The sequence below is a fragment of the Ectothiorhodospira lacustris genome, from assembly GCF_022227785.1.
In the GTDB taxonomy this organism is placed as follows: Bacteria; Pseudomonadota; Gammaproteobacteria; order Ectothiorhodospirales; family Ectothiorhodospiraceae; genus Ectothiorhodospira; species Ectothiorhodospira lacustris.
The window spans coordinates 21846-45206 of sequence record NZ_JAJNQM010000016.1 but is presented as its reverse complement, the minus strand read 5'-3'; the positions used below and the strand labels follow the sequence as shown (position 1 = coordinate 45206).

Here is a 23361-nt window from a genome sequence, read left to right as displayed (position 1 = left end):
AGAAACAAGGAGTCCGAAGAGTGACCAAGCGAGTAGCGTTAGTGACCGGCGGTACCGGCGGTATCGGCACCGAGATCTGCAAGAAGCTGGCCCGTCAGGGGCATGTGGTCGTGGCCAATTACCTGCCCGCGCTGCAGGCCGAGGCCGAGGCCTGGCAGCAGCAGATGAAGGCGGAAGGTCTGGACATGCACATCGCCGCCGGTGATGTGTCTTCGTTCCAGTCCTGTGCCGACATGATCCAGGACATTGAGTCCCGTCTGGGACCCATCGACATTCTGGTCAACTGTGCCGGCATCACCAAGGACAAGACGCTGCGCAAGATGACCGAAGACCAGTGGCGTGATGTCATCAACATCAACCTGAACAGCGTGTTCAACGTCACCCGCCATGTGGTGGAGGGCATGACCTCCCGCGGTTTCGGCCGTGTCGTCAATATCTCTTCCGTCAACGGCCAGAAGGGTCAGTTCGGTCAGGCCAACTATTCCGCCGCCAAGGCCGGCATGCACGGCTTCACCATGGCGGTGGCCCAGGAGACGGCCGCCAAGGGCGTCACCGTCAACACGGTGTCTCCCGGCTACACGGCGACGGCCATGACCGATGCCATGCCCGAAGATGTGCGCAATGCCATCGTTGCCCAGATTCCAGCCGGGCGCATGGGCACCACGGCCGACATCGCCTTCACCGTGGCCATGCTCTGCGACGAAGAGGCGGGCTACATCACCGGTGCCAACATCCCGGTCAACGGTGGTCTGTTCACCTCCTTCTGAGGCCGTTGTTCGCCCCATCGGCTGAGACTCGCGTCTCGTACGGGCCCCGTTTTCGGGGCCCGTTTTCTGTGGTCGGCGTCTTTTCTGAAGCGTGATGGATGTCACAAAAAATTGAAAGTGATGTGGTAAAAATGCATCCTCAACGCTTGATTTGATGATATTTATTCGCACCCGCTTTTATCTGATGCTATTCTCCCCCGTGTTTTGGGGTTAAGCGGAAAGACCCGTGCAGGGGATTTCCGCCCTGTCCGGCGGGCGTTGGGAAATCGCCCGCAAAGGGGAGTCGGCGCCGCCGATGTCTCCAGCGCTTTGACCGTCCGGGTCTTGCCGGCGTGACCGGAAAAGGCCCCGCGCCCGATGACATGCGTGCCGTCAGAAGTCGGCGGGACAAGGGCAAGGCATTGTGAGCAAATTACGGGGGCATCTATGCCGTTTTCAAAACCAAGTTTTTCGATGGTGATGGGAATCCTTGCTGTTTTCCTGATCATCATTGCCTTATATCCCAAGATCCTGTCCGGATTCGGTGGCAATGGCTCGTCTTCATCCGTAGCCCTCATCCAGACCCTGGATATCCCTGCCGGCCCGTCGGGCGCGGGACATGCCGTCCCCGTGACGGCCGCCGAGCCCAAGGAGCGGCGCCGGATCGCGGTGGCCTCGGCTGCCGAGGCGGGGCAGGGTGAGTTGCATCGGACCTCCTTCATGACTCAGGAGCGGCTGAACCCTGCAACGGGACCGGATGAAAATCCAACCTCCTACGAGTCCTTCAGCCTGGGTGACGAGGAAGAGGTGTCCAAGGCTTCCGAGTGGTTCGAGTACACCATCGCCCGTGGTGATCGCCTGTCTTCCCTCTGGGTGGGTGACTGGGGGCTGCCCATGGCCACCTTGTACCGCTTGTTGGGCGATGCCGAAAATGCCCGCGTGCTGAACCGTCTGCGAGTGGGTCAGCAGGTGGAGTGGCAGACCGATGATGAGGGGTATCTGACCCGCCTGCGCATCTGGACCGACCGTGGCAAGGGCGTGGAATGGGAGCGTGCCGCGGAAGGCTGGGACTTTGAGCGCCGTGAGGTGGAGAGTGGCCGCGAGATTACTCATATGGTGATTACGGCGCGGGTCGAGGGCAGTATTTCCGCCGCGCTTGCCGGTCGGGAGGAACTCTCCGGCCGGGCCGCCGCCGCCCTGGCGGTGTTGCTCGATCGCCATCTGCCGGTGCGTATGCATGCCCGTAGCGGGGATGTCTTCTCCCTGCTGGTGGAGCAGGAGACCCTGGCCGGTGATAACGAACCCATCGAACTGAGACTGTTGGCCTTTGATTATCAGGGGGCTCAGTTGAATATCAGTGCCGCGCGCCATGTGGATGGGCGTTTCTACACCCCTGAAGGTCACAGTTTGTTACCGCCCTTTGACCGGCGTCCCTTTGCCGGCAACTACCGGATCAGTTCTCCCTTTGATCTGCGGCGCCGCCATCCGGTGACCGGTACCGTCGCCCCGCATCATGGTACGGATTTCGCCATGCCCATTGGTACGCCGATTCAGGCGCCTGCCGACGGGCGTGTAGTGAGGGTGGATTCGCACCCCTATGCCGGCCGCTTCCTGGTGATCGAGCATGGCCAGGGCTATACCACCCGCTATCTCCACCTGAGCCGCCCTCTGGTGCGTCCCGGTGAGACGGTGGCGCGTGGGCAGCGCATTGCCTTGTCCGGCAATACCGGACGCAGCACCGGCCCCCATCTGCACTATGAGTTGCATGTGAGTGGTCGTCCGGTCGATGCTATGCGGGCCGAACTGCCCCGCAGTGAGCGTCTGGCCGGTGAAGACCTCAAGCGCTTCCAGAAGGTGAGCAGTACGTTACTGGCGGAAGTGAAGGGACCTCGACAGTCCCGTCAGGTGGCGATGCTGCCGTATTCCGAAATGGCCATGTAACCCGTGGCGCGAAGCTGCCGGGCGGGGAGATCCCGTCCATGGGTACCGGCTTTATTGGGTAAGGTCCTCATGTCAATACGAAGCTGCTATGATAGCGCCCACAATAAGCAGCATAAGACATGTGTGTCCAACGAACTTCACCCAATCCAGCCTGAATTCGGTGCCGGTGCTTATCGCATCTATGCCCGTGCAGAGCACGGCATTTCCCGCGCCAATATCAGCGAGAACGCCCTCAAGGTCCTTTACCGTCTGAAGGATGCCGGTTTTCGTGCCTGCCTGGTGGGTGGCGGGGTACGGGATCTGCTGTTGGGTCGTGAACCCAAGGACTTCGACGTGGCTACGGATGCCCATCCGGAGGAGGTCAGGCGTCTGTTCCGCAATTGTCGCCTCATTGGTCGGCGCTTCCGTCTGGCCCATGTGTTTTACGGGTCCGAGATCATCGAAGTCGCCACCTTTCGTGCACCCCATGACAGCTTTGTTGATGACGGTGATGCCGACGGCGTTGCCGAGGCCCTGATCGAGGATGGCCGCATCATCCGGGACAATGTCTACGGCACTATCGAACAGGATGCCTGGCGCCGGGATTTTTCCATCAATGCCCTTTATTACGATATCCGGGATTTTTCGGTGGTGGATTACACCGGCGGGATGGATGATCTCAAGCAGGGGGTAGTGCGGCTGATCGGTGATCCCGAGGTGCGCTATCGGGAAGACCCGGTGCGCATGTTGCGTGCCGTGCGATTTGCCACCAAACTGGGTTTTCGTCTGGATGAAGCGACGGAATCCTGTCTTTCCCGTCTGGGAGATCTGCTGCTGGACGTGCCGCCGGCGCGTCTGTTCGATGAGGTCATCAAGCTCTTCCATGCCGGTTGCGGTCTGCAGACCTTCGAGGCATTGCGGCACCATGACCTCTTCGGTCGCATGTTCCCGCTGACGGAAGAAGCCCTTTCCCACGAGGAGGAGGGCTTTCCCATCACCTTCGTGGCCAACGCTCTGCGCAATACCGATGAGCGCATTCAGTCCGGCAAGGGTGTCAATCCGGCGTTTCTCTATGCAGTTCTGCTATGGGAGCCGGTACGTCATGCCGCCCGGCGTTTCATGGATGAGGGCGAAGCCGAGTTGCCTGCCCTACAGCATGCCGGCGGGATGGTACTGTCCCGGCAGGCCCGACACATCCTGATCCCCAAGCGCTTCGCCCTGCCCATGCGGGAGATCTGGGAACTGCAACCCCGTTTTGAGCAACGTCGCGGCGCCCGTGCCCTGCGCCTGCTGACCCATCCCCGGTTCCGGGCTGCCTACGATTTTTACTGCCTGCGTGCCCGCTCCGGCGAGGCGCTCACGGAAGGCTGCGAGTGGTGGACCCGCCTGCAGGAGGTGGATGAAGCGGAGCAGCGCTCCATGGTGGAGGTGTCCGGCAAGAAACCCCGTTCCCGCCGTCGGCGCCGCAGCAAGTCATCCGGCAACGCCTGACGTCATGACACCCGTACTGGCCTATATTGGTATCGGCGCCAATCTGGAGACGCCGCGGGTCCGGGTTCTTGAAGCTCTGGAGGCCTTGGCGGGCTTGCCGCATACCCGCCTGCTACGTCAGTCTTCACTCTACCGCAGCCCGCCCATGGGGCCGGTGGATCAGCCGGACTACATCAACGCGGTGGCCGAACTGGAAACCCGCCTGGCTCCGGCGGCCCTGCTGCAGGCCTTGCTGGAACTGGAGCGCCGACATGGCCGTGTCCGTGACGGTGAGCGCTGGGGGCCGCGGACCCTGGATCTGGACATCCTGCTCTACGGTGACCGAATCATCGATGAGCCTCATCTGACGGTGCCTCATTCCGGGATGCAGGCGCGGGCCTTTGTCCTGTATCCTTTGGCGGAGATTGCGCCTGACCTTTGGATCCCCGATCTGGGGGCGCTGGAGGGCCTGTTGGCCCGATGCCCCCGGAACGGTCTGGAAAGACTGGTGGAAGAGTCTGGATGACAGAAGCAGAACCGACTTATATTGCCGTTGAGGGTCCCATCGGGGTGGGCAAGACCAGCCTGGCCCAGCGCCTGGCTGAGACCCTCAATGCGGATCTGGTGCTGGAGTCTCCCGAGGAAAACCCCTTTCTGGAGCGCTTTTACCAGGATCCTCGCGGTACCGCATTGCCTACCCAGCTCTGCTTTCTCATGCAGCGCCTGGCGCTGTTGCGCAGCATGGCCCGGCAGGATGCCGGCCATCACCCGGTCCGGGTGGTGGACTTCGTGCTGGCCAAGGATGACCTGTTTGCTCAGGTGGCCCTGGATGCGGACGAATACCGGCTTTATCAGCAGATTCGCAACGAGCTGGACAGAAATGTCCCCAGGCCGGATCTGGTGATCTACCTGCAGGCGCCTGTCGAAGTCTTGCGGGAGCGCATTGCATTGCGGGGGCGTAGCTTCGAACGCATGATGGACAGCGTCTATCTGCAGCGCCTGAGTGATACCTATGCCAGTTTCTTCTATCATTATGCGGAGGCCCCGCTGCTGATCGTCAATGCCGGTGAGATCGATTGGGTCAAACGGGACGAGGATTTTCAGCAGTTGCTGGCGTTCATGCGCACGGTGCGTGCGGGGCGTCACTATTTCAACCCGCTGCCATCCGCCATCTGAACGGCGGCGGCCGTCGGCGCAGTCCCCCATCTTCATTCTGATAACCGCGGATATAGCGTGAGCGTACACTCCCAGACAAAGCGGCTGACCCTGCGGGACCTGCAGGGTCTGTGTGAGAGGCAGGAACCCATTGCCAGTCTCACCGCCTATGATGCCACTCAGGCCCGTCTGATGGACGAGGCCGGTGTGGACCTGGTGCTGGTGGGAGATTCTCTGGGTATGGTAGTGCTGGGCCATGAAACCACGGTGCCGGTGACGGTGGATGACGTGATCTATCACACCCGGGCCGTTGCCCGTGGTCTGCGCCGTGCCTTGCTGATGGCCGACATGCCGTTCATGAGCTACGGGTCGGTGGATCAGGCCCTGCACAACGCCGCCCGCCTCATGCAGGAGGGCGGGGCGCAGATGGTCAAGCTGGAGGGGGATGCCCAGCAGGTGGCGGTGGTTACCGCCATGTCCCATCACGGCATCCCTGTCTGTGCCCACCTGGGGTTGCGGCCCCAGTCCGTCCACAAGCTGGGCGGATACCGGGTCCAAGGGCGGGAGGCGGCGGCGGCCCAGCGCATGATCAAGGATGCCATGGCCCTGCAGGAGGCCGGTGCCGACATGCTGCTGCTGGAGTGCGTGCCGTCCACCCTGGCGGCGGAGATCCGTGCCATGGCCCGGATTCCCGTCATCGGCATCGGTGCTGGTATTCAGTGTGACGGGCAGATCCTGGTGGTGCAGGACATCCTGGGCATGACCGCTCATGCACCCCGTTTTGCCAGGAACTTTCTCACCGGCCTGCCCGGCGTGCAGGCCGCCTTGGCGGCCTACGTGCAGGCGGTCAAATCGGGGGCATTCCCCGCTGCGGAACACACCTTTCTTTCCTGATCATGGATATCGTACATCACGTAACGGACCTGCGAGGCATACGACGGGCCTGGCAGGCGGAGGGCTGCATGGTTGCCCTGGTACCCACCATGGGCAATCTTCACGAAGGCCACCTGAGTCTGGTACGTCATGCCCGAACGCTGGCGGACCGGGTGGTGGTGAGCATCTTCGTTAATCCTCTGCAATTCGACCGGGCGGAAGATCTGGCGGCCTATCCCCGCACCCTGGCGCAGGACTGCCGCCTGCTGGCCGATGAGGCCGCGGATCTTGTCTTTGCTCCGCCCGAAAACGAACTGTATCCGGCGGGGCGGGGGCAGGTGACCCGGGTGGAAGTGCCCGGACTGTCCGCCTTGCTGGAGGGCGCCCATCGGCCAGGCCACTTTGCCGGCGTGGCCACCGTGGTCTGCAAACTGTTCAATCTGGTGCAGCCGGATGTGGCCGTGTTCGGCGAGAAGGATTTTCAGCAGCTGTTGCTGATCCGACGCATGGTTGCCGATCTGGATATCCCGGTGCGTATTGAGGGACTGGCTACGGTCCGGGAAACCGACGGTCTGGCCATGAGTTCGCGCAATGCCTATCTGGGGGCCGGTGAGCGCCCTCAGGCGCCGGCCATCCATCAGGCCCTGTCGGAACTGGCCGCGCGACTGCAGGCGGGTGAGCGTGATTATGCCGCACTGGAGCGGGAGGCAGAGAAAATACTTGAAAAACGGGGCCTGCGGTCCGATTATGTTGCAGTGCGGCGAAGGCGGGATCTGTCGTTGCCACAGCCGGGAGACACTCAGCTGGTGATTCTGGCGGCCGCCTGGCTGGGCCGGGCGAGGCTCATTGACAATCTGTGTCTGGATCTTCCCTCATCGGCTGGATGAGCGGAGTCCTGTATGGTAACGACCGGCATCGGTCGTACTTCTTTTAGTGTGCAGGGATGATAATGACAGCCCCTCGGGGACTCGAAGGGGCGTAATGCCTGGAGGATGTTTGAAACCATGTTCTTGACTCTGCTCAAATGCAAGCTCCACAGGGCGGCGGTGACCCACGCCGAGCTGGACTATGAAGGCTCCTGTGCCATTGACTCGGATCTCCTGGAACTGGCGGGTATTCGCCCCTATGAGCAGATCCAGATCTACAACGTGACCAATGGGGAGCGTTTCACCACCTATGCCATCCGGGCTGAAGCGGGCAGTCGGGTGATCTCGGTTAATGGCGCCGCGGCCCACAAGGCCAGCCCGGGGGATCGGGTGATCATCTGTGCCTATGCTCAGATGACGGCGGCCGAGGCGGACCTGTTCAAGCCTTCCCTGGTCTATCTGAACGAACACAACCACGTCACCGGCACCGGTGACGAGATTGCTACCCAGGCTGCCTGAGCCGTTCTTACTGCGTCTCCATCAGCCCCCAACCAAGGGGGCCGTCAGTTGTCCCTGCGAGCGGATATCCTTAGGCAATCCAGATGCCAGTGACATTCCATGCGCTCACAGCCCCCTGTTTCGGCATTGCCGAAACAGGGGGAATAGCCTTCCGTGATCTGAATCGTGCGTATCAGTTCCCCCTTGGGAAGGGCCCCGGGGTCGATGCCTTTGCTGATGGCGATGTAGCGAACAGTGGCCAGATTCATGGCCGATCACCTCCGCGTGTCGTGCGGCAAACAGGGTTCCGGACAAGCCGGGTCAGTCCGTCAAGGCGCTGACCGCCATGCCTGAAAGTCTGCGGAACGTATGGCGTATGCAGACCAGGACCCAAGGAGTATGGTCGCTCGCGCACGATTTTTCCCGTTCATGCCCACCGCCGACACTACCGGCTACGCCGTCAATTCTTCCTTTTGTCAGCCGGTGTTGCGCATGCCCGCGGCAATGGCATTGATGGAGCGCAGCAGGGGTGAGAGCCACGGGTCATCCGCTGCGCCGGTCCCAGTTCCCTGCAGGGCCCGGTGTCGCCGCAGCAAGGTGATCTGGATGTGATTGAGCGGGTCCAGATAGGGATTTCTGCGCATCAGGGACAGGGCCAGCACCGGGTTGTCATCCAGTAGGGTGCCCTTGCCGGACACGATCAGCACCTCCTCCACGGTGCGAAGGTATTCTTCTCGTATGAGTCCGAATACCCGTTCCGCCAGGGCCCTGTCGTGACACAGTCGCGCGTATTCTCCCGCAATGTCCATGTCCGCCTTGGCCAGGGACATCTGGCTGTTGGAGAGCAGTGCGCGGAAGAAGGGCCATTCCTGGTACATCTGCCGCAGTTGTTCCAGGCGCTGGGGGTCATCGTTTCGCCACTGCCGCAGGGCGGTGCCCAACCCGTACCAGGCGGGTACGGTATGGCGTGACTGGGCCCAGCCGAATACCCAGGGGATGGCACGGATGGAGCTTTTGGAGCGGTCAGCCGTGCGGCGGTGGGAGGGGCGGGAGCCGATGTTGAGTTGGCCGATCTCTTCTACGGGGGTGGCTTCGTAGAAATAGTCCAGTACCCCGCGGGTGCGGTCCGTCAGGGTGCGATAGGCCTTTTCCCCTTGCTGGGCCAGGGTATCCATGACCTCAAGATGGGCCGTCTGGTCCTCGTTACCCAGACCGATCAGTCCTGCACTGGCCTTGATCAGGCCCGTGGCGCCCATGCTCAGCTCGTAGACCGCCGTTTCCGTGTTGCTGTACTTGTAGGAGAGCACCTCCCCTTGCTCGGTGAACTTGATCCGACCCTGCACCGTGCCCGGCGGTTGGGCCAGGATGGACTCATGGGTGGAGCCGCCGCCACGCCCGATGGTGCCGCCCCGGCCATGGAAGAGCTGGCACTGCACCTCATGGGCGGCGGTGATGGCGATGATCTGATGCTGGGCCTGGTAAAGATTCCAGGCAGAGGCGAGGATGCCGCCGTCCTTGCAGGAGTCCGAGTAGCCCAGCATGACCTCCTGGAGATTGCCGGAGACCCGCAGTAATTCCCGGTAGGTGGCGTTGCCCAGCAGTTGTTGCAGCACCGCCTCCACATGCCGAAGGTCCTCAATGGTTTCAAACAGGGGCGCGATCCGGATGTGACAGAAGGAGTCGCCCTGCTCGGTCCAGCCGCACAGCCCGGCCAGCCGGGCCAGGAACATCACTTCCATGACGTGGGAGGCTGCGTGGGTCATGGAGATCACATAGGTGCCGATGCCCTCGGGACCCACCTCCCTGCGCAGGCGCGCCATGACGTGAAACACCTCCAGGGTCTCCCGGGTGGCCGCGGAGAGGGTCTTGTGGGAGAGTGTCGGCAGGTCCTTCCGGTCCAGCAGTGCCGCCAGTTTCTGCAGGCGGCTGGACTCGTCCTGTTGCTCATGATCGATGTCGGGCGCCCACTGGGCCAGGATTTCCGTCACTGCTGCGGTATGCACGGTGGACTCCTGACGGATATCCAGGTGATGCAGGTGAAAGCCGAAGGTTTCCACCAGGCGGATCAGGTCGGTCAGTTCTCCCCGGGCCACATTGCCGTCGCCATGGCTGATCAGGGAGTCGCGCATCAGGTAAAGGTCCTGCAGCAGGGCCTCGCTGGTGCCATAGGCCGCATGGGTGGGCAAGATCGCCGCCTCGCCGTCGAGGCGGCGCCGTACCGTATCGAGGGTCTCGCGGAGCCGGTAGCGGATGATGTAGAGCTTGCGCCGATAGGGTTCCGATTCCATCTTGTCCGGCAGATCTTTGAACACCGCCCTGGAGATATTCTCGTCATCCTTGAGGCTTTGCAGGAAGGCCTCGGTGGGCCGACACATGAGCAGGGAATGGGTCAGCACGAAACGCAGGGTGTGAACCCGGTGCAAGTACTCGGATAGTACCTGCTCCATGGCCAGGCGACTGGCCATCTCGGTGATGACCGGAGTGACGTAGGGGTTGCCGTCCCGGTCCCCCCCGATCCAGGAACCAAAGCGCAGGAAGCTGGGTACCCTGATGAGAGGGTCGCCGTCCTCGTTGCTACCGTAGCTGCGCCGGATGGCCTTTTCCATCAATCGGTAGGTTTGCGGCACGGCGGCGAACAGGCTTTCCACGTAATAGAACAACCCGTACTTGATCTCGTCCTGCACCTGGGGCTTTTTCACCCGGACCTCGTTGGTGCGCCATAGGATCTGGATTTGCACCTCCAGTCGGCGGGTCAGTTCTTCCCGCTCTTCCCGTCCCAGGCGAGGCATGTCCAGGCGTTCCGCCGCCAGGAAGATGCGCCGCAGGGCCTCCATTACCGTGCGCCGGCGGGCCTCGGTGGGATGCGCCGTGAACACCGGCATGTATCCCAGTTGGTCGAGCAGGGTCTCCAGCGTCTTGGGGGGGATGCCCCGGGCATGGAATGCCCGGATGGTCTGGTCGAAGGAACCCAGCCACAGTGGCCCCCCCTCGGTGACCTGGCGGCGCCGTTCCCGGTGCAGATATTCCTCCTCGGCCAGATTGACCAGGCTGAAATAGATGCTGAAGGCCCGGATGATGGTCTCCAGGCTTTTCGGGTCCAGGGCGTCGATGTAGCGCATCAGGCGTTCCCGTTTGTCCGGGTTGTCCTTCTTGCGCAACGCCACGAAACCCTTGCGCAGGGTTTCCACCGCCTGCAGCACCGCTTCCCCTTCCAGGCGCCGGATGATGTTGCCCAGCAGATTGCCGAACAGTTTGACCCGGGCCCGCAGATCCCGGTCCTTGGGGACCAGGAGGCGGGACGTATCCTTGGTGCGCATCATCGGTTCACCAGTCGCTTGTAGAGATCCTGATAGGCCTGGGCACTGCGTTCCCAGCTGAACTCCTGACGCATGCCGTGTGCCATGAGTCCGGTCCAGGTGACCCGGTCCTGGTACAGGGCCAGGCCACGGTGGATGGCTTCGCCCAGGGCTTCGGTGGTGGGGGCTTCGAACACCAGGCCGGTGGCCGAGCCTTCGGCCAGATGCCGGGCGTCGGCGTCGATCACCGTGTCCGCCAGCCCGCCGGTGCGCCGGACCACCGGCAGGGTACCGTAGCGCAGGCTGTAGAGCTGGTTCAGGCCACAGGGCTCGAACCGGGAGGGCATCAGGAACAGATCGGCGCCGGCCTCGATCTGATGGGCCAGGGCCTCGTTGTAACCCACATGCAGGCCCATGGCCCCGGGGTGGCGGGTGGCCATGGCCCGTGCCCGGGACTCCAGGGTGCGGTCGCCGCTACCCAGGATGACCAGTTGGGCCTGACCGGTGGCCACCAGGGGCTCGCAAGCAGCCAGGATCAGGTCTACCCCCTTCTGCGCCACCATGCGTCCCACATGGCCCAGGATCGGTATGTCCGGGTTCACTTCCAGGCCGAACTGGGCCTGCAGGGCGGCCTTGCATTCGGCCTTGCCCTGCGGTTGTTCGACGTTGTAGCGCCGGGCAAGATGGTGATCCCCCGCCGGGTCCCAGTGCCGGTAATCGGCACCATTGAGGATGCCGGTCAGATCCTGGGCGCGGGCATTGAGCAGGCCGTCCAGGCCATGGCCGAACTGGGCGGTACGGATCTCCCGAGCGTAGGTGGGGCTGACCGTGGTGAGATGGTCCGCAAAGACCAGTCCGCCCTTGATGAAGGCGAGCTGCCCGTGAAACTCCAGGCCGTACATGCCCCAGAATTCCGGCGGCAGGATCAGGTCCTCATGGGCATGGCGGGGAAACAGGCCCTGGTAGGCCAGGTTGTGGATGGTAAACAGGGTGGCCGGTCGTTCCTCATGCTGGCTCAGCAGGGCCGGTGCCAGGCCGGTCTGCCAGTCGTTGCAGTGCAGGACCTGGGGCTTCCAGCCCAGGCCGGCCTGATCCAGGGCCAGTTTCACGATGGCCCGGGCGAAGATGCCGAAGCGCAGGTGGTTGTCCTGCCAGTCGCGCCCATCGACGGCCCGGTAGGGGTCTCCGGCGCGGTCGAAATGGAGGGGAGAGTCCACCAGATAGAGCTTGACCCGGGTCTTGGGCAGCAATCCTTCGAGTATCCTGACGGGCTGATCGCTGCCGGCCACGGTGAACTCGGCCACCGTTTCCAGCTTGCCGGCGGCCGCACGGGCAGCCGGGTAGGCGGGCAGGATCAGACGGATATCGTGCCGGAGTCGTTTCAGGGCCGGGGGCAGGCTGCCGCAGACGTCCGCCAGTCCGCCGGTCTTGATGAGGGGGTGTGCCTCGCTGGTGGCGAAGAGAATTCGCATAGGCCGATGTCATGTCCGCGCCGCCTGATGACGTCACGGCCATGAAGCGCTCCGTGTTTATGATGTGTGTGGGACCATCATAATAAATAAATGGTCTCGCGTTCGTGAACACAAACCGCTGATCCGGGGCTTGTTGTCCCCGGGCCGGCCTGTATCCTCGAACAGAAATACCGTCATCAACGGAGTGACCCATGAGCCAACCTCTACCCAAAACCCTCGCCTGGCAAGCCCTGGAGGCCCACCATGAGGCCATCCGCGATCTTCACATGCGGGAGCTGTTCACCCAGGATCCCCAGCGTTTTCAGCGCTTCAGCCTGCAGTTCGAAGACATCCTGCTGGACTACTCCAAGAACCGCATCACGCTCGAAACCCGGGAACTGCTGCTGGATCTCGCCCGGACCGCCCAGGTGCCTCAGTGGCGGGATCGCATGTTTGCCGGTGAGCGCATCAACACCACCGAGGACCGGGCGGTATTGCATGTAGCCCTGCGCAACCGCAGTGATCGCCCCCTGTGCGTGGATGGCGAGGACGTGATGCCCCGGGTACGCGAGGTGCTGTCGCACATGGGCGACTTCGTGGCGCGGGTGAGGTCGGGGCAGTGGACGGGGCATACCGGCCGGCCGATCCGGCATGTGGTGAACATCGGCATCGGTGGCTCCGACCTGGGGCCGCTGATGGTTTGCGAGGCCTTGAAACCCTATGGTCATGAGCGCTTGCAGATGCATTTCGTCTCCAACGTGGATGCCACCCACCTGACCCGGACCTTGGCTCAAGTGGACCCGGAAACGGTGCTGTTCGTGATCGCCTCCAAGACCTTCACCACCCAGGAGACGCTGACCAATGCCCATTCGGCCCGGCGCTGGTTCCTGGAGCAGGGGGGGAGTGAAGCGGCCATCGCCCGACATTTCGTGGCCGTGTCCACCAACCGGGAGCAGGTGACCGCCTTCGGCATCGACCCGGCCAACATGTTCGAGTTCTGGGACTGGGTGGGGGGGCGCTATTCCCTGTGGTCGGCCATCGGTCTGTCCATCGCCTTGTCCCTGGGCATGGCGCACTTCGAGGCCCTGCTGGACGGCGCCCACGCCATGGACGAGCATTTTCGTACCGCGCCGCCGGAGGAGAACATGCCCGTCATCCTGGCCCTGCTGGGGGTGTGGTACGTGAATTTCTTCGGTGCCCGCAGCCATGCCATCCTGCCCTATGACCAGTATCTGCACCGGTTCCCCGCCTACTTCCAGCAGGGCGACATGGAGAGCAACGGCAAGTCGGTGGACCGGCAGGGGCGGCGGGTGAGTTGGCACACGGGGCCGGCCATCTGGGGCGAGCCGGGGACCAACGGCCAGCATGCTTTCTATCAACTCATCCACCAGGGGACCCAGCTCATCTCCTGTGATTTTCTGGCCCCCTGCCTGAGCCATCATCCCCTGGGGGATCACCACGCCATCCTGCTGTCCAATTTCTTTGCTCAGACGGAGGCCCTGATGCGGGGCAAGAGCCTGGAGGAGTGTCGCGAGGAAATGCGGGCCGCGGGGATGCCCGAGGCGCAGGTGCAGGCCCTGGCGCCCCATCGGGTGTTCGAGGGCAACCGGCCCACCAATTCCATCCTGTTCAAGCGCTTGACACCCCGTACCCTGGGTTCACTGATTGCCCTCTACGAGCACAAGATCTTTGTCCAGGGTGTGATCTGGAACGTGAACTCCTTCGACCAGTGGGGGGTGGAACTGGGCAAGCAGCTGGCCCGCACCGTGCTTCGGGAGTTGCGTGACCCGGACCCGGTGGCGGGGCATGACGCCTCCACCAACGGACTGATCAACTATTACAAGCGGCTGGCGCGGGAGTAAGCCCGGTTCACGTCCCGGCCAGCAGCGGCATCGCCAGGCCGAATACGGCAGCGATGACCAGGATCAGCGCAATCAGGCTGATGCGCCAGCCCGCCCGAACCATGTCCGGCACCGTGATTCGCTCGCTGCTGAAGACGATGGCATTGGGCGGGGTGGCTACCGGCAGCATGAAGGCACAGGAGGCCGCCAGGGCCACGGGGATGGCCAGCAGCAGGGGGTCGTGGCCCAGGCTGACCGCCAGGGAGGCCGCCAGCGGCAGCAACGTGGCCGCCGTGGCCGTGTTGCTGGTGACGTGACTGAGCAGCATGGCGCTCAGCGCCACGATCCCCACCAGGGTCCAGGTGGGCCAGTTGCTCAGTTGTACCAGGGAGGCGGCGATGTGATCCGACAGACCGCTACCGCCGATAGCCGAACCCAGACTCAGGCCGCCGCCCACCAGGATCAACACCCCCCAGGGCAGCTGGCGGGTGGATTCCCAGTCCAGCAGGAACTGGTGCCGCCGAAAATCCGCCGGTATCAGGAACAGGGCCAGGGCGCCGACGATGGCAATGCCGGGATCGGTGATGGATACCCCGGGGAACAGGGATTCCAGCAGCGGGCGCAAGATCCAGGCCAGGGCCACGGCGACGAAGACGAACAGCACCCGCCGCTCTGCCCGGGTCATCGGCCCCAGCTGCTCCCGCTGCTGGCTGAGCAGTTCACCGATGCCTTCCAGCGGCCTTTGGGATACCGGAAAGGCCCAGCGGCACAGCACCCACCAGCAGGCCACCAGCAGGGTCAGAGCCAGCGGCAGGCCCACCATCATCCACTGGGCAAAGCCGATCTGGTGGTCATAGTTGTCGTTCATGTAGGCGGCGAGCAGGGCGTTGGGCGGGGTGCCGATGAGGGTAGCCATGCCGCCGATGTTGGCGCCGAAGGCGATCCCCAGCAGCAGGGCCAGCCCCACGTTGCGGATCTGCTCCTTTTCCATTCCCCGGTCCTCCAGCAGGATCAGCACCGAGATGCCGATGGGCAGCATCAGGGCGGCGGTGGCGGTATTGCTCACCCACATGCTCAGCCCCGCCGTGGCGACCATGAACCCGGCCACCAGGTGATCCAGCCGCTGTCCGGCCAGGCCCAGGATCAGCAGAGCGATGCGTCGGTGCAGGTTCCAGCGCTGAATGGCCAGGGCGATCATGAACCCCCCCAGGAACAGGAAGATCAGGGGGTTGGCATAGGGCGCCGCCGCCTCGGCGATGGTGCCGGCCCCCAGCAGGGGCAGCACGGCAATGGGCAGCAGGGCGGTGGCCGGGATGGGAATGGCTTCGGTTACCCACCAGATGGCCATCAGTGCGGTGAGGGCCGCCACGGCCCAGGTATTGGCAGCGAGATCCCCGGGCGGCCCCGCCAGCAGCATGCCGAGAAAGACCAGGGGGCCAAGCACCAGCCCCAGCCTGGGACGCCAAAGGGAGGGCGTGGCGGGCTTGGCTGTGGTCGCTGTGCCGGCTTCCGTGGACTGACTCATGGGGGGCTCCATTGGGGTATGACGGCCATACCCGATACCGGGGTGTCGGGTCGGATTGCTGTACCGCAGTATAGACGCTTGTCATGTCATGCCGCTGACCGGTATGCCTGGACGGCGGTGGGCAAGAGGCGGCGGCCCGGGGCCTTGAGGGTCATGGGACGGGACCCATGGTATGCTCTCGCCGATCAAGATTGCTGACGGACAAATCATGACAAGAGCAACCGGCACTTACAACATCACCACCCTCAACGAGTTCATCATTCAGCGTCAGGCGGACTTTCCCTATGCCAAGGGCGAGTTGTCTCGGCTGCTGCATCATGTGGGCGTGGCGGCCAAGGTGGTGAACAAGAAGATCAACAAGGCGGGGTTGGTGGACATCCTGGGCCGGGCCGGGGACGTGAACGTCCAGGGTGAGGATGTGCAGAAGCTGGACCTGTTCGCCAACGATCACTTCATCGCTGCCCTGCGCTCCACCGGCGAGTGCTGTGCCATCGCCTCCGAGGAAGACCAGGAAATCACCATTTTCGATGACGGTCTGTCTCGTGACGGCAAATACGTGTTCTGCATGGACCCACTGGACGGTTCATCCAACATTGACGTGAATGTCTCCGTCGGCACCATCTTTTCCATCTACCATCGCCGTACCGAGCGGGGCACGTCGGCGGATCTGTCGGACTTCCTGCAGCCGGGGACGGAACAGGTGGCGGCCGGTTACGTGATCTACGGTTCCTCCACCATGCTGGTGTACACCACCGGCAAGGGCGTGAACGGCTTCACCCTGGACCCGACCATCGGTGAGTTCTGTCTTTCCCATCCGGACATCCGTACCCCTGAGATCGGCACCATCTACAGCATCAACGAAGGCAACTATGCCCATTTCCCGGCGGGGGTGAAGCAGTTCATCAAGCATTGCCAGGTGGTGGACCCGGACACCCATCGTCCTTATACCTCGCGCTATATCGGTTCCCTGGTCTCGGATGTCCACCGCAATCTCCTCAAGGGCGGGGTGTTCCTGTATCCCTCCACCCGGAAGGCCCCTCAGGGCAAGCTGCGCCTGCTGTACGAGTGCAACCCCATCGCCATGATCGCGGAGCAGGCCGGCGGCAAGGCCAGCGATGGTGCTCGCCGCATCCTGGAGATCCTGCCGGAGGATCTGCACCAGCGGGTGCCGTTCTATGTCGGTTCGCGGCAGATGGTGGATGATGTGGAGCGGTTCTTGGCCGAGACCCGGTAACCGGTGTTCTCTTGATTTCCCCGCGAGAGGGGCAGTGAACCGGCGGACAAAAACCCCCTCTCCTTGCGGGAGATGGGTTGGGGCGAGGGGGGGTCAGAGAGATCCCTGATCATGCCGGGCCAGGGCCCACCGCACATGCTCCCGCACACAGGCGCCGGGGTGTTCCAGTCGCCGGATCAGGGCTTCCCGGGCCGCCGGTGAAGGCCGGGCATTGCCCAGCCCCACCGCCAGATTGCGCAGCCAGCGCCCATGGCCGATGCGCCGGATCACCGACCCTTCGGTGAGCCGCAGGAAGGTCGGCTCATCCCACTCGAACAGGGTCACCAGGCTGACATCATCCAGGCCGTGCCGGGCACGAAAGTCCGGCTCCGCCGCCACCCCGGCCCGGCGATTCCAGGGGCAGACCAGCTGGCAGTCATCGCAGCCGTAGATCCGGTTGCCCATCAGCGGACGCAGGGGTTCGGGGATGCTGCCGGGGTGCTCGATGGTGAGATAGGAAATACAGCGTCGGGCATCCAGTTCATAGGGGGCGACGATGGCCGCGGTGGGACAGACGTCCAGGCAGGCCCGGCAGCGACCGCAGTGACTGCGTTCAGGGTCGTCCAGGGGCAGGGGCAGGTCGGTATAGAGTTCGCCGAGAAAGTACCAGGAACCGTGGTGGCGGCTGAGCAGATTGGTGTGCTTGCCGATCCAGCCCAGCCCGGCCTTTTCGGCCAGGGCCTTTTCCAGTACGGGGGCGCTGTCGACGAAGGCCCGGTAGCCAAAGGGGCCGATCACCGATTCAATACGCTCGGCCAGGGTCTGCAGGCGCTTGCGCATTACCTTGTGATAGTCCCGCCCCAGGGCATAGCGGGAGATGAAGGCCGCCTCGGGGTCATCGAGCACGGACCAGGCCTCCCGGGTCCGGGGCGGCCGGTAGGTCATCCGCACGGAGATGATGCGCAGGGTGCCCGGTACCAGTTCCCCGGGGCGGGAGCGCCGGGTGCCGTGGCGGGCCATGTAGTCCATCTCGCCGTGGCGCCCCTGGTCCAGCCAGCGCAGCAGGTGGGCCTCGTGGATGGAGAGGTCGGTATCGCAGATGCCGGCCCGGTCAAAGCCCAGTTCCTGCGCCCAGGCCTTGATCCGTTGCACCAGGGTGGGCAGATCAGTGGTGGTCATCCAGGGCTTATACTACGGTTGGAAAGCCCTTTGCCACCGTATCGAGCCTGCCATGTCCGCCGATCTGCCCGTAAGCCTTTACACCGCCGCCCAGGTCAGAGAGCTGGACCGTCGAGCCATCGAGGGTCACGGTATTCCCGGTTACACCCTCATGTGTCGGGCCGGCGCCGCCGCCCTGGACCGGCTGCGCCGGCAGTGGCCCAAGGCCCGCACCCTGGCTGTCTGTTGCGGGCCGGGCAACAACGGCGGGGACGGCTACGTGCTGGCTCGCCTGGCCCTGGCGGCCGGTCTGTCGGTCCGGGTGGTGGCGGCCACCGATCCTGTCCGGCTTCATGGCGAGGCCGCCCGGGCCTGGCAGGACTGGCAGGCCTGCGATCAGCCTCTATCGACGCCGGATGAGGCCCTGGAGGGTGCGGACGTGATCGTGGACGGCTTGCTGGGGACAGGGCTGGTGCGGCCGGTGGAAGGCGACATGGCCCATCTGATCCGGCGCATCAATCAGGCAGGCAAGCCTGTGCTGGCTCTGGACATCCCCTCGGGACTGAACGCGGATACCGGCGCCGTCATGGGGGGTGTCGTGGCAGCCGATCTCACCCTGAGCTTCATCGGCCTCAAGCTGGGACTCATGACCGGGGCCGGGCCTGCCTGCCGGGGTGCCCTGTTCTTGGATGGACTGGGGGTCCCGGATTCGGTATATCAGGATCTGCCCCCGGTGGCCCGACGGGTGCTTCCAGAACGGCCTCGGGGCTTCCCCCGGCGGCCTCGGGATGCCCATAAGGGCCATTTCGGTCACGTGCTGATGATCGGCGGGGGGCTGGGCATGCCAGGGGCCGTGCGGCTGGCGGGTGAGGCGGCAGCCCGGGTGGGTGCGGGACTGGTGACTCTGGCCACCCACCCTGATCATGCCCGTCTGATCCCTCAGGCGCGACCGGAACTGATGTGCCACGGCATCCAGCGCCCCGGTGATCTGGAAGTCCTGCTGGCCCGGGCCGGCGTGGTCGCCGTGGGGCCGGGGCTGGGGACCGACGACTGGGGGCGGCGTGTATGGGCGCGGCTCAAGGACTGGACCGGCCCCATGGTGGTGGATGCGGATGCCCTTAACCTGCTGGCTGCCGCACCGCATTGCCGGGAGCATTGGATCCTGACCCCGCACCCCGGGGAGGCGGGGCGCCTGCTGGGGCGCGCCACGGCGGAGATCCAGGCCGATCGCCCCGGTGCGGCCACGGCCATTTCGGGGCGCTATGGCGGGGTCTGTGTCCTCAAGGGAGCGGGTAGCCTCATCCGTGATGCGTCCGGCTTGAGTCTGTGTGATACCGGCAACCCCGGCATGGCAAGCGGCGGCATGGGGGATGTGCTCACCGGTATCATTGCCGGATTGCTGGCCCAGCAGCTGCCCGTCGGCGGGACCCTGGGAGAGTCGGCGGCCCTGGGGTGCTGGGTCCATGGTGCGGCCGCCGACCGTGCGGCCCGATCCGGTGAGCGGGGGCTGCTGGCTTCCGATCTTCTATGTCATCTGCGCGAGGTCATCAATCCATGATCCTGGAACTGGCGGACGAGGCCGCCACCGAAGCCCTCGGGGCTCGCCTGGCGGCGGCCTGCCCCCGCGAGGGGGTGGTGTTTCTGGAGGGAGAACTGGGGGCGGGCAAGACCACCCTGGTTCGGGGTTTTCTGCGGGGGCTGGGGCACGCGGGTCCGGTCAGGAGCCCCACCTATACCCTGGTGGAGCCCTATGACATCGCCGGTCGTCGTATCCTGCATTTTGATCTCTACCGGCTGGAAGATCCCGAGGAGTTGGAGTACCTGGGGGTTCGGGAGGAACTGGGGGGGCAGGCACTGAATCTGGTGGAGTGGCCGCAGCAAGGGCAGGGTTGGTTGCCGGCCCCCGATCTGTGCCTGTCCCTGACGGCGAGCGGGTCAGGTCGCTGCCTGGTGCTGTCGCCCCGGACGCCCACCGGCACCGAGTGGACCCGGCAAGTACTGGAGAATTCACCCTAAGACAGCTGTGTATCTGGCTAATATTACAGCTCTTTCGGGCTTGCAATTCGCACCTTATCAGCCACACTATAGGAATGAGAGTTTGAATGTTTTCAGGGGGTCGGAACTGTGACCGACGACGGATACCAAGCCAGGCGGCGGCAATTTCTGCGAAGTCTGCTGTTCGCCTCCGGCGCGACGGCGGTCGGTCTGTGGTGGCCTGCCGTCGTGTCGGCGTCCGGTCAGGCGGCAGTGCGGGGACTGCGCACCTCCGTGGACGGCGAGGTGACGCGCCTGGTATTCGAGCTCAGTGGTCCCGTGGACCATGCCGTGTTCACCCTCAGTAACCCGGACCGGGTTGTGCTGGATCTGCGCAAGGCCCGGGCCGCCGTCGACCTGCGCGCCGCCAATCATGCCCAGGGACCTCTGCGCAGTGTGCGCCATGCCCCGCGCAATGAGCAGGACCTGCGGGTGGTGCTCGACCTCAGACATCCCGTCAATCCCCGTACCTTTCTGCTGCGGCCCGCCGACGGGGCCGGCCATCGCTTGGTGATCGACCTGCAGGGTGAGGGCGGTAGCGAACCGGTCGCGACCCAGGCCCCGCGGGAAGTGATTCGTTCCCGGGACGTAATCGTGGCCATTGATGCCGGGCATGGGGGCAAGGATCCGGGGGCCATTGGTCCCGCCGGCACCTATGAGAAGGACGTGGTGCTGGCCATTGCCCGCCGTCTGGAGACACTGGTGCAGCGGGAGCCGGGCATGACACCGGTGATGATCCGCACCGGTGATTATTTCCTGCCTCTGCGTGAACGCATCAACCGGGCGCGACAGCAGCATGCCGATGTCTTCATCTCCATCCATGCCGATGCCGCTCCCAATGCGCAGGTGCAGGGTTCCTCCGTCTACATGCTCTCCGACCGTGGCGCCACCAGCGAGGCCGCGCGCTGGCTGGCCCAGCGGGAAAACGAGGCGGACCGGCGCCTGGGAGCCGTGCCCATCAACGACAAGGACGATGTCCTGGCCTCGGTGCTGCTGGACCTGACCCAGAACGGCACCCTGGAGGCCAGCAAGACCCTGGCCGATGCCATGATCGGTGAGCTGCATAGGGTAGGGAAGGTCCGTAGTCCCCGGGTGGAGCGGGCCGGTTTTGCCGTGCTGCGTTCTCCGGATGTCCCCTCCGTGCTGGTGGAGGCGGCCTTCATTTCCAACCCCGCCGAAGAGCGCAAGCTGCGTACGTCTGCCTTCCAGCAGTCCATGGCCGAGGCCCTGCTGGGTGGGCTGCGGGCCTTTTTCGACGGTCACGCCCCCCCGGGCACCTTGCTGGCGGAGCGGCGGCGCGGGCGGCATGTGATCCAGCGCGGCGAGACCCTTTCCGGTATTGCCACCCGCTATCAGGTGCCCGTGTCCCAGCTGCGCACGCACAACAACCTCAGTTCCGATGTCATCCGGGTAGGCCAGGTACTGGAAATTCCCATGCGGGATAGCTGACGCGCGTGCCTATTCAGGAACTCCCTCCCCAGCTTGTCAACCAGATCGCCGCCGGTGAGGTGGTAGAGCGCCCGTCCTCCGTGGTCAAGGAACTGCTGGAGAACAGCTTGGATGCCGGTGCCGGGCGAGTCCAGATCGATGTGGAGCAGGGCGGGATGCGGCGCATCCGCATCCGTGACGACGGCTGCGGCATTCCCCGGCACGAGCTGGCCTTGGCGCTGTCCCGTCATGCGACCAGCAAGATCGCCAGCCTGGAGGATCTGGAGCGGGTGGCCAGCCTGGGATTTCGCGGTGAGGCCCTGCCCAGCATCGCCTCGGTCTCCCGCCTGACCCTGACCTCGGCGGTGGCCGGGGAGGGCAGCGGCTGGCGTTTGCAGGGTGACGGGGGTGATCGCTTTGACGCCCCCGAGCCGGCCCCCCATCCGGTGGGCACGACCATCGACGTCAAGGATCTGTTCTTCAATGTTCCGGCTCGGCGCAAGTTCTTGCGCACCGAGCGCACCGAATTCGGGCACCTGGAAGAAGTGGTGCGTCGGATCGGACTGTCCCGCTTCGATGTGGGCCTGGAGCTGAGTCATAACGGCAAGTCCACGCTTCGGCTACCGGTGGCCTCCAGGCAGGCCGAACGGGATCACCGGGTGGCCCAGGTCTGCGGTCAGGCCTTCATTGAGCAATCGGTTTGCATCGAGCAGGCCGCCGCCGGCCTCAAGTTGGAGGGCTGGATGGGGTTGCCTACCTTTTCCCGCAGCCAGGCGGATCTGCAGTATTTCTATGTCAACGGGCGCATGGTCAGGGACCGGGTGGTGAGCCATGCGGTGCGCCAGGCCTATCAGGACGTGCTCTATCACGGGCGCCATCCGGCCTTCGTGCTCTACCTGACCCTGGACCCGGTGCTGGTGGATGTGAACGCCCATCCGGCCAAACACGAGGTGCGCTTTCGTGAGTCGCGGATGGTGCACGATTTCCTGTTCAGCGGTCTGCACCGGGCCCTGGCCGAATTGCGTCCCGGGGCGGTGCCGGGTGCCGGGCAGCCTGCCAGGAGCGATGGGGGGGCGCCGGCCACAATGCCGGCTCCCGATGCCATCTCGTCCGCGGCACCCGGCTCGCCTCCCTCCGTCGTGCGCCCGTCACCCTCCCGCGTGAGCGCCGGTGGCTTCGGGGGCGGCCCGGTACGCCAGGGCAGCCTGCACCTGCCGGTGGCCGAGTCCATGGCTGTCTATGCCCGCCTGCATCCGGAGCCGGACGCGAGGCAATCCACCGACCCGGAAACGTATCCGGAAGATCACCCCCTGGGATACGCCCTGGCCCAGTTGCAGGGGGTCTATATCCTGTCCCAAACCCGGGACGGGTTGGTGCTGGTGGACATGCATGCAGGGCATGAACGGGTAACCTACGAGCGTCTCAAGCGGGCCTACCGGTCGGAAGGCCTCAAGTCCCAGCCCCTGCTGGTGCCCGAGACCCTGGCCGTGAACCGGGCCGAGGCGGACACCGCCGAGGCCCATCAGGAGGACTTTCGGCGTCTGGGCTTTGAGGTGGACCGGGCCGGACCCGAGCAGCTGCGGTTGCGGGCGGTGCCCAGTCTGCTGTCCGGGGGCGATACGGCCACCCTGGTGCGGGACGTGATCGCCGATCTCAAGGCCCACGGCCTGTCCCGTCGGGTGGAGGAGCAGGTCAACGCACTGCTGGCCACCATGGCCTGTCACGGTTCGGTGCGCGCCAATCGGCGCCTGAGCATCCCGGAGATGAACGCCCTCCTACGGGACATGGAGGCCACCGAGCGCAGCGGCCAGTGCAATCACGGCCGTCCTACCTGGGTCAGCCTGTCCATGGAGCAGCTGGATCGTCTGTTCCTGCGAGGCCGCTGAC

The 23361-nt window shown here is 64.4% G+C and carries 19 protein-coding genes; 14 read left to right on the top strand and 5 right to left on the bottom strand.

The window, feature by feature from the left end; translation table 11 throughout:
* The first annotated feature begins 20 nt into the window (after nucleotides 1–20).
* The 8 genes from phbB (at nucleotide 21) to panD (ending at nucleotide 7549) form a co-directional block, all read left to right on the top strand.
* Nucleotides 21–767: an acetoacetyl-CoA reductase gene (gene phbB / locus LQ952_RS05095; protein WP_238621579.1), complete on the top strand. Its 747-nt coding sequence runs from the start codon at nucleotides 21–23 to the stop codon at nucleotides 765–767.
* A gap of 453 nt (nucleotides 768–1220) precedes the next feature.
* Nucleotides 1221–2687 (top strand): peptidoglycan DD-metalloendopeptidase family protein, encoded by a 1467-nt coding sequence (locus tag LQ952_RS05090; RefSeq protein ID WP_238621578.1) that lies wholly within the window; start codon nucleotides 1221–1223, stop codon nucleotides 2685–2687.
* A 123-nt stretch (nucleotides 2688–2810) separates the two neighbouring features.
* A complete protein-coding gene (gene pcnB / locus LQ952_RS05085) occupies nucleotides 2811–4157 on the top strand; it encodes a polynucleotide adenylyltransferase PcnB (protein ID WP_238621577.1) in 1347 nt (448 codons plus the stop codon).
* A 4-nt stretch (nucleotides 4158–4161) separates the two neighbouring features.
* Complete coding sequence (gene folK / locus LQ952_RS05080) at nucleotides 4162–4662, top strand: 2-amino-4-hydroxy-6-hydroxymethyldihydropteridine diphosphokinase (protein ID WP_238621576.1); 501 nt, start codon at nucleotides 4162–4164, stop codon at nucleotides 4660–4662.
* Nucleotides 4659–5312: a deoxynucleoside kinase gene (locus LQ952_RS05075; RefSeq protein WP_238621575.1), complete on the top strand. Its 654-nt coding sequence runs from the start codon at nucleotides 4659–4661 to the stop codon at nucleotides 5310–5312. Before folK ends, LQ952_RS05075 begins: the two co-directional genes overlap by 4 nt.
* A gap of 57 nt (nucleotides 5313–5369) precedes the next feature.
* Entirely contained in the window at nucleotides 5370–6185 is an 816-nt protein-coding gene (panB, locus tag LQ952_RS05070; protein WP_238621574.1) for a 3-methyl-2-oxobutanoate hydroxymethyltransferase, read from the top strand.
* 2 nt (nucleotides 6186–6187) lie between these two features.
* Nucleotides 6188–7051 carry a pantoate--beta-alanine ligase gene (gene panC / locus LQ952_RS05065; protein ID WP_238621573.1) on the top strand — a complete coding sequence of 288 codons (864 nt, stop codon included), beginning with the start codon at nucleotides 6188–6190 and terminating at the stop codon, nucleotides 7049–7051.
* A gap of 117 nt (nucleotides 7052–7168) precedes the next feature.
* A complete protein-coding gene (gene panD / locus LQ952_RS05060; RefSeq protein WP_008930669.1) occupies nucleotides 7169–7549 on the top strand; it encodes an aspartate 1-decarboxylase in 381 nt (126 codons plus the stop codon).
* Between the two features lie 44 nt (nucleotides 7550–7593).
* On the opposite strand, the gene LQ952_RS05055 is transcribed toward panD, so the two are convergent.
* The 3 genes from LQ952_RS05055 to glgA all read right to left on the bottom strand — a co-directional run bounded on the left by LQ952_RS05055 (nucleotide 7594) and on the right by glgA (nucleotide 12296).
* Nucleotides 7594–7797, bottom strand: coding sequence for an SAP domain-containing protein (locus tag LQ952_RS05055; protein ID WP_238621572.1), 204 nt, complete (start codon nucleotides 7795–7797; stop codon nucleotides 7594–7596).
* A 207-nt stretch (nucleotides 7798–8004) separates the two neighbouring features.
* Nucleotides 8005–10845: a phosphoenolpyruvate carboxylase gene (ppc, locus tag LQ952_RS05050; protein WP_238621587.1), complete on the bottom strand. Its 2841-nt coding sequence runs from the start codon at nucleotides 10843–10845 to the stop codon at nucleotides 8005–8007.
* Entirely contained in the window at nucleotides 10845–12296 is a 1452-nt protein-coding gene (gene glgA / locus LQ952_RS05045; protein ID WP_238621571.1) for a glycogen synthase GlgA, read from the bottom strand. Before glgA ends, ppc begins: the two co-directional genes overlap by 1 nt.
* Before the next feature lie 191 nt (nucleotides 12297–12487).
* On the opposite strand from glgA, the gene pgi reads away from it, so the two are divergent.
* Nucleotides 12488–14137 carry a glucose-6-phosphate isomerase gene (gene pgi, locus LQ952_RS05040; protein ID WP_238621570.1) on the top strand — a complete coding sequence of 550 codons (1650 nt, stop codon included), beginning with the start codon at nucleotides 12488–12490 and terminating at the stop codon, nucleotides 14135–14137.
* A gap of 7 nt (nucleotides 14138–14144) precedes the next feature.
* Here the strand turns inward: pgi and LQ952_RS05035 are convergent, their stop codons facing one another.
* Nucleotides 14145–15641 (bottom strand): SLC13 family permease, encoded by a 1497-nt coding sequence (locus tag LQ952_RS05035; RefSeq protein ID WP_238621569.1) that lies wholly within the window; start codon nucleotides 15639–15641, stop codon nucleotides 14145–14147.
* Nucleotides 15642–15849: 208 nt separating this feature from the next.
* Here LQ952_RS05035 and fbp point away from each other — a divergent pair, with 208 nt between their 5' ends.
* Complete coding sequence (gene fbp, locus LQ952_RS05030; RefSeq protein WP_238621568.1) at nucleotides 15850–16875, top strand: class 1 fructose-bisphosphatase; 1026 nt, start codon at nucleotides 15850–15852, stop codon at nucleotides 16873–16875.
* Between the two features lie 93 nt (nucleotides 16876–16968).
* Here fbp and queG read toward each other — a convergent pair whose 3' ends face one another.
* Nucleotides 16969–18033, bottom strand: a complete 1065-nt coding sequence (gene queG, locus LQ952_RS05025) for a tRNA epoxyqueuosine(34) reductase QueG (protein WP_238621567.1) — start codon at nucleotides 18031–18033, stop codon at nucleotides 16969–16971.
* 52 nt (nucleotides 18034–18085) lie between these two features.
* Here queG and LQ952_RS05020 point away from each other — a divergent pair, with 52 nt between their 5' ends.
* The 4 genes from LQ952_RS05020 (at nucleotide 18086) to mutL (ending at nucleotide 23360) form a co-directional block, all read left to right on the top strand.
* Complete coding sequence (locus LQ952_RS05020) at nucleotides 18086–19570, top strand: NAD(P)H-hydrate dehydratase (protein WP_238621566.1); 1485 nt, start codon at nucleotides 18086–18088, stop codon at nucleotides 19568–19570.
* The gene (gene tsaE / locus LQ952_RS05015; protein WP_238621565.1) at nucleotides 19567–20028 is read left to right on the top strand and encodes a tRNA (adenosine(37)-N6)-threonylcarbamoyltransferase complex ATPase subunit type 1 TsaE; all 462 of its coding nucleotides are present in this window, start codon (nucleotides 19567–19569) and stop codon (nucleotides 20026–20028) included. The genes LQ952_RS05020 and tsaE overlap by 4 nt, the downstream gene beginning before the upstream one ends.
* Nucleotides 20029–20136: 108 nt before the next feature.
* Nucleotides 20137–21495 carry an N-acetylmuramoyl-L-alanine amidase gene (locus LQ952_RS05010; protein WP_238621564.1) on the top strand — a complete coding sequence of 453 codons (1359 nt, stop codon included), beginning with the start codon at nucleotides 20137–20139 and terminating at the stop codon, nucleotides 21493–21495.
* Between the two features lie 5 nt (nucleotides 21496–21500).
* On the top strand, nucleotides 21501–23360 hold the full coding sequence (gene mutL / locus LQ952_RS05005; RefSeq protein ID WP_238621563.1) for a DNA mismatch repair endonuclease MutL: 1860 nt from the start codon (nucleotides 21501–21503) through the stop codon (nucleotides 23358–23360).
* The last annotated feature ends 1 nt before the right edge of the window (nucleotide 23361 follow it).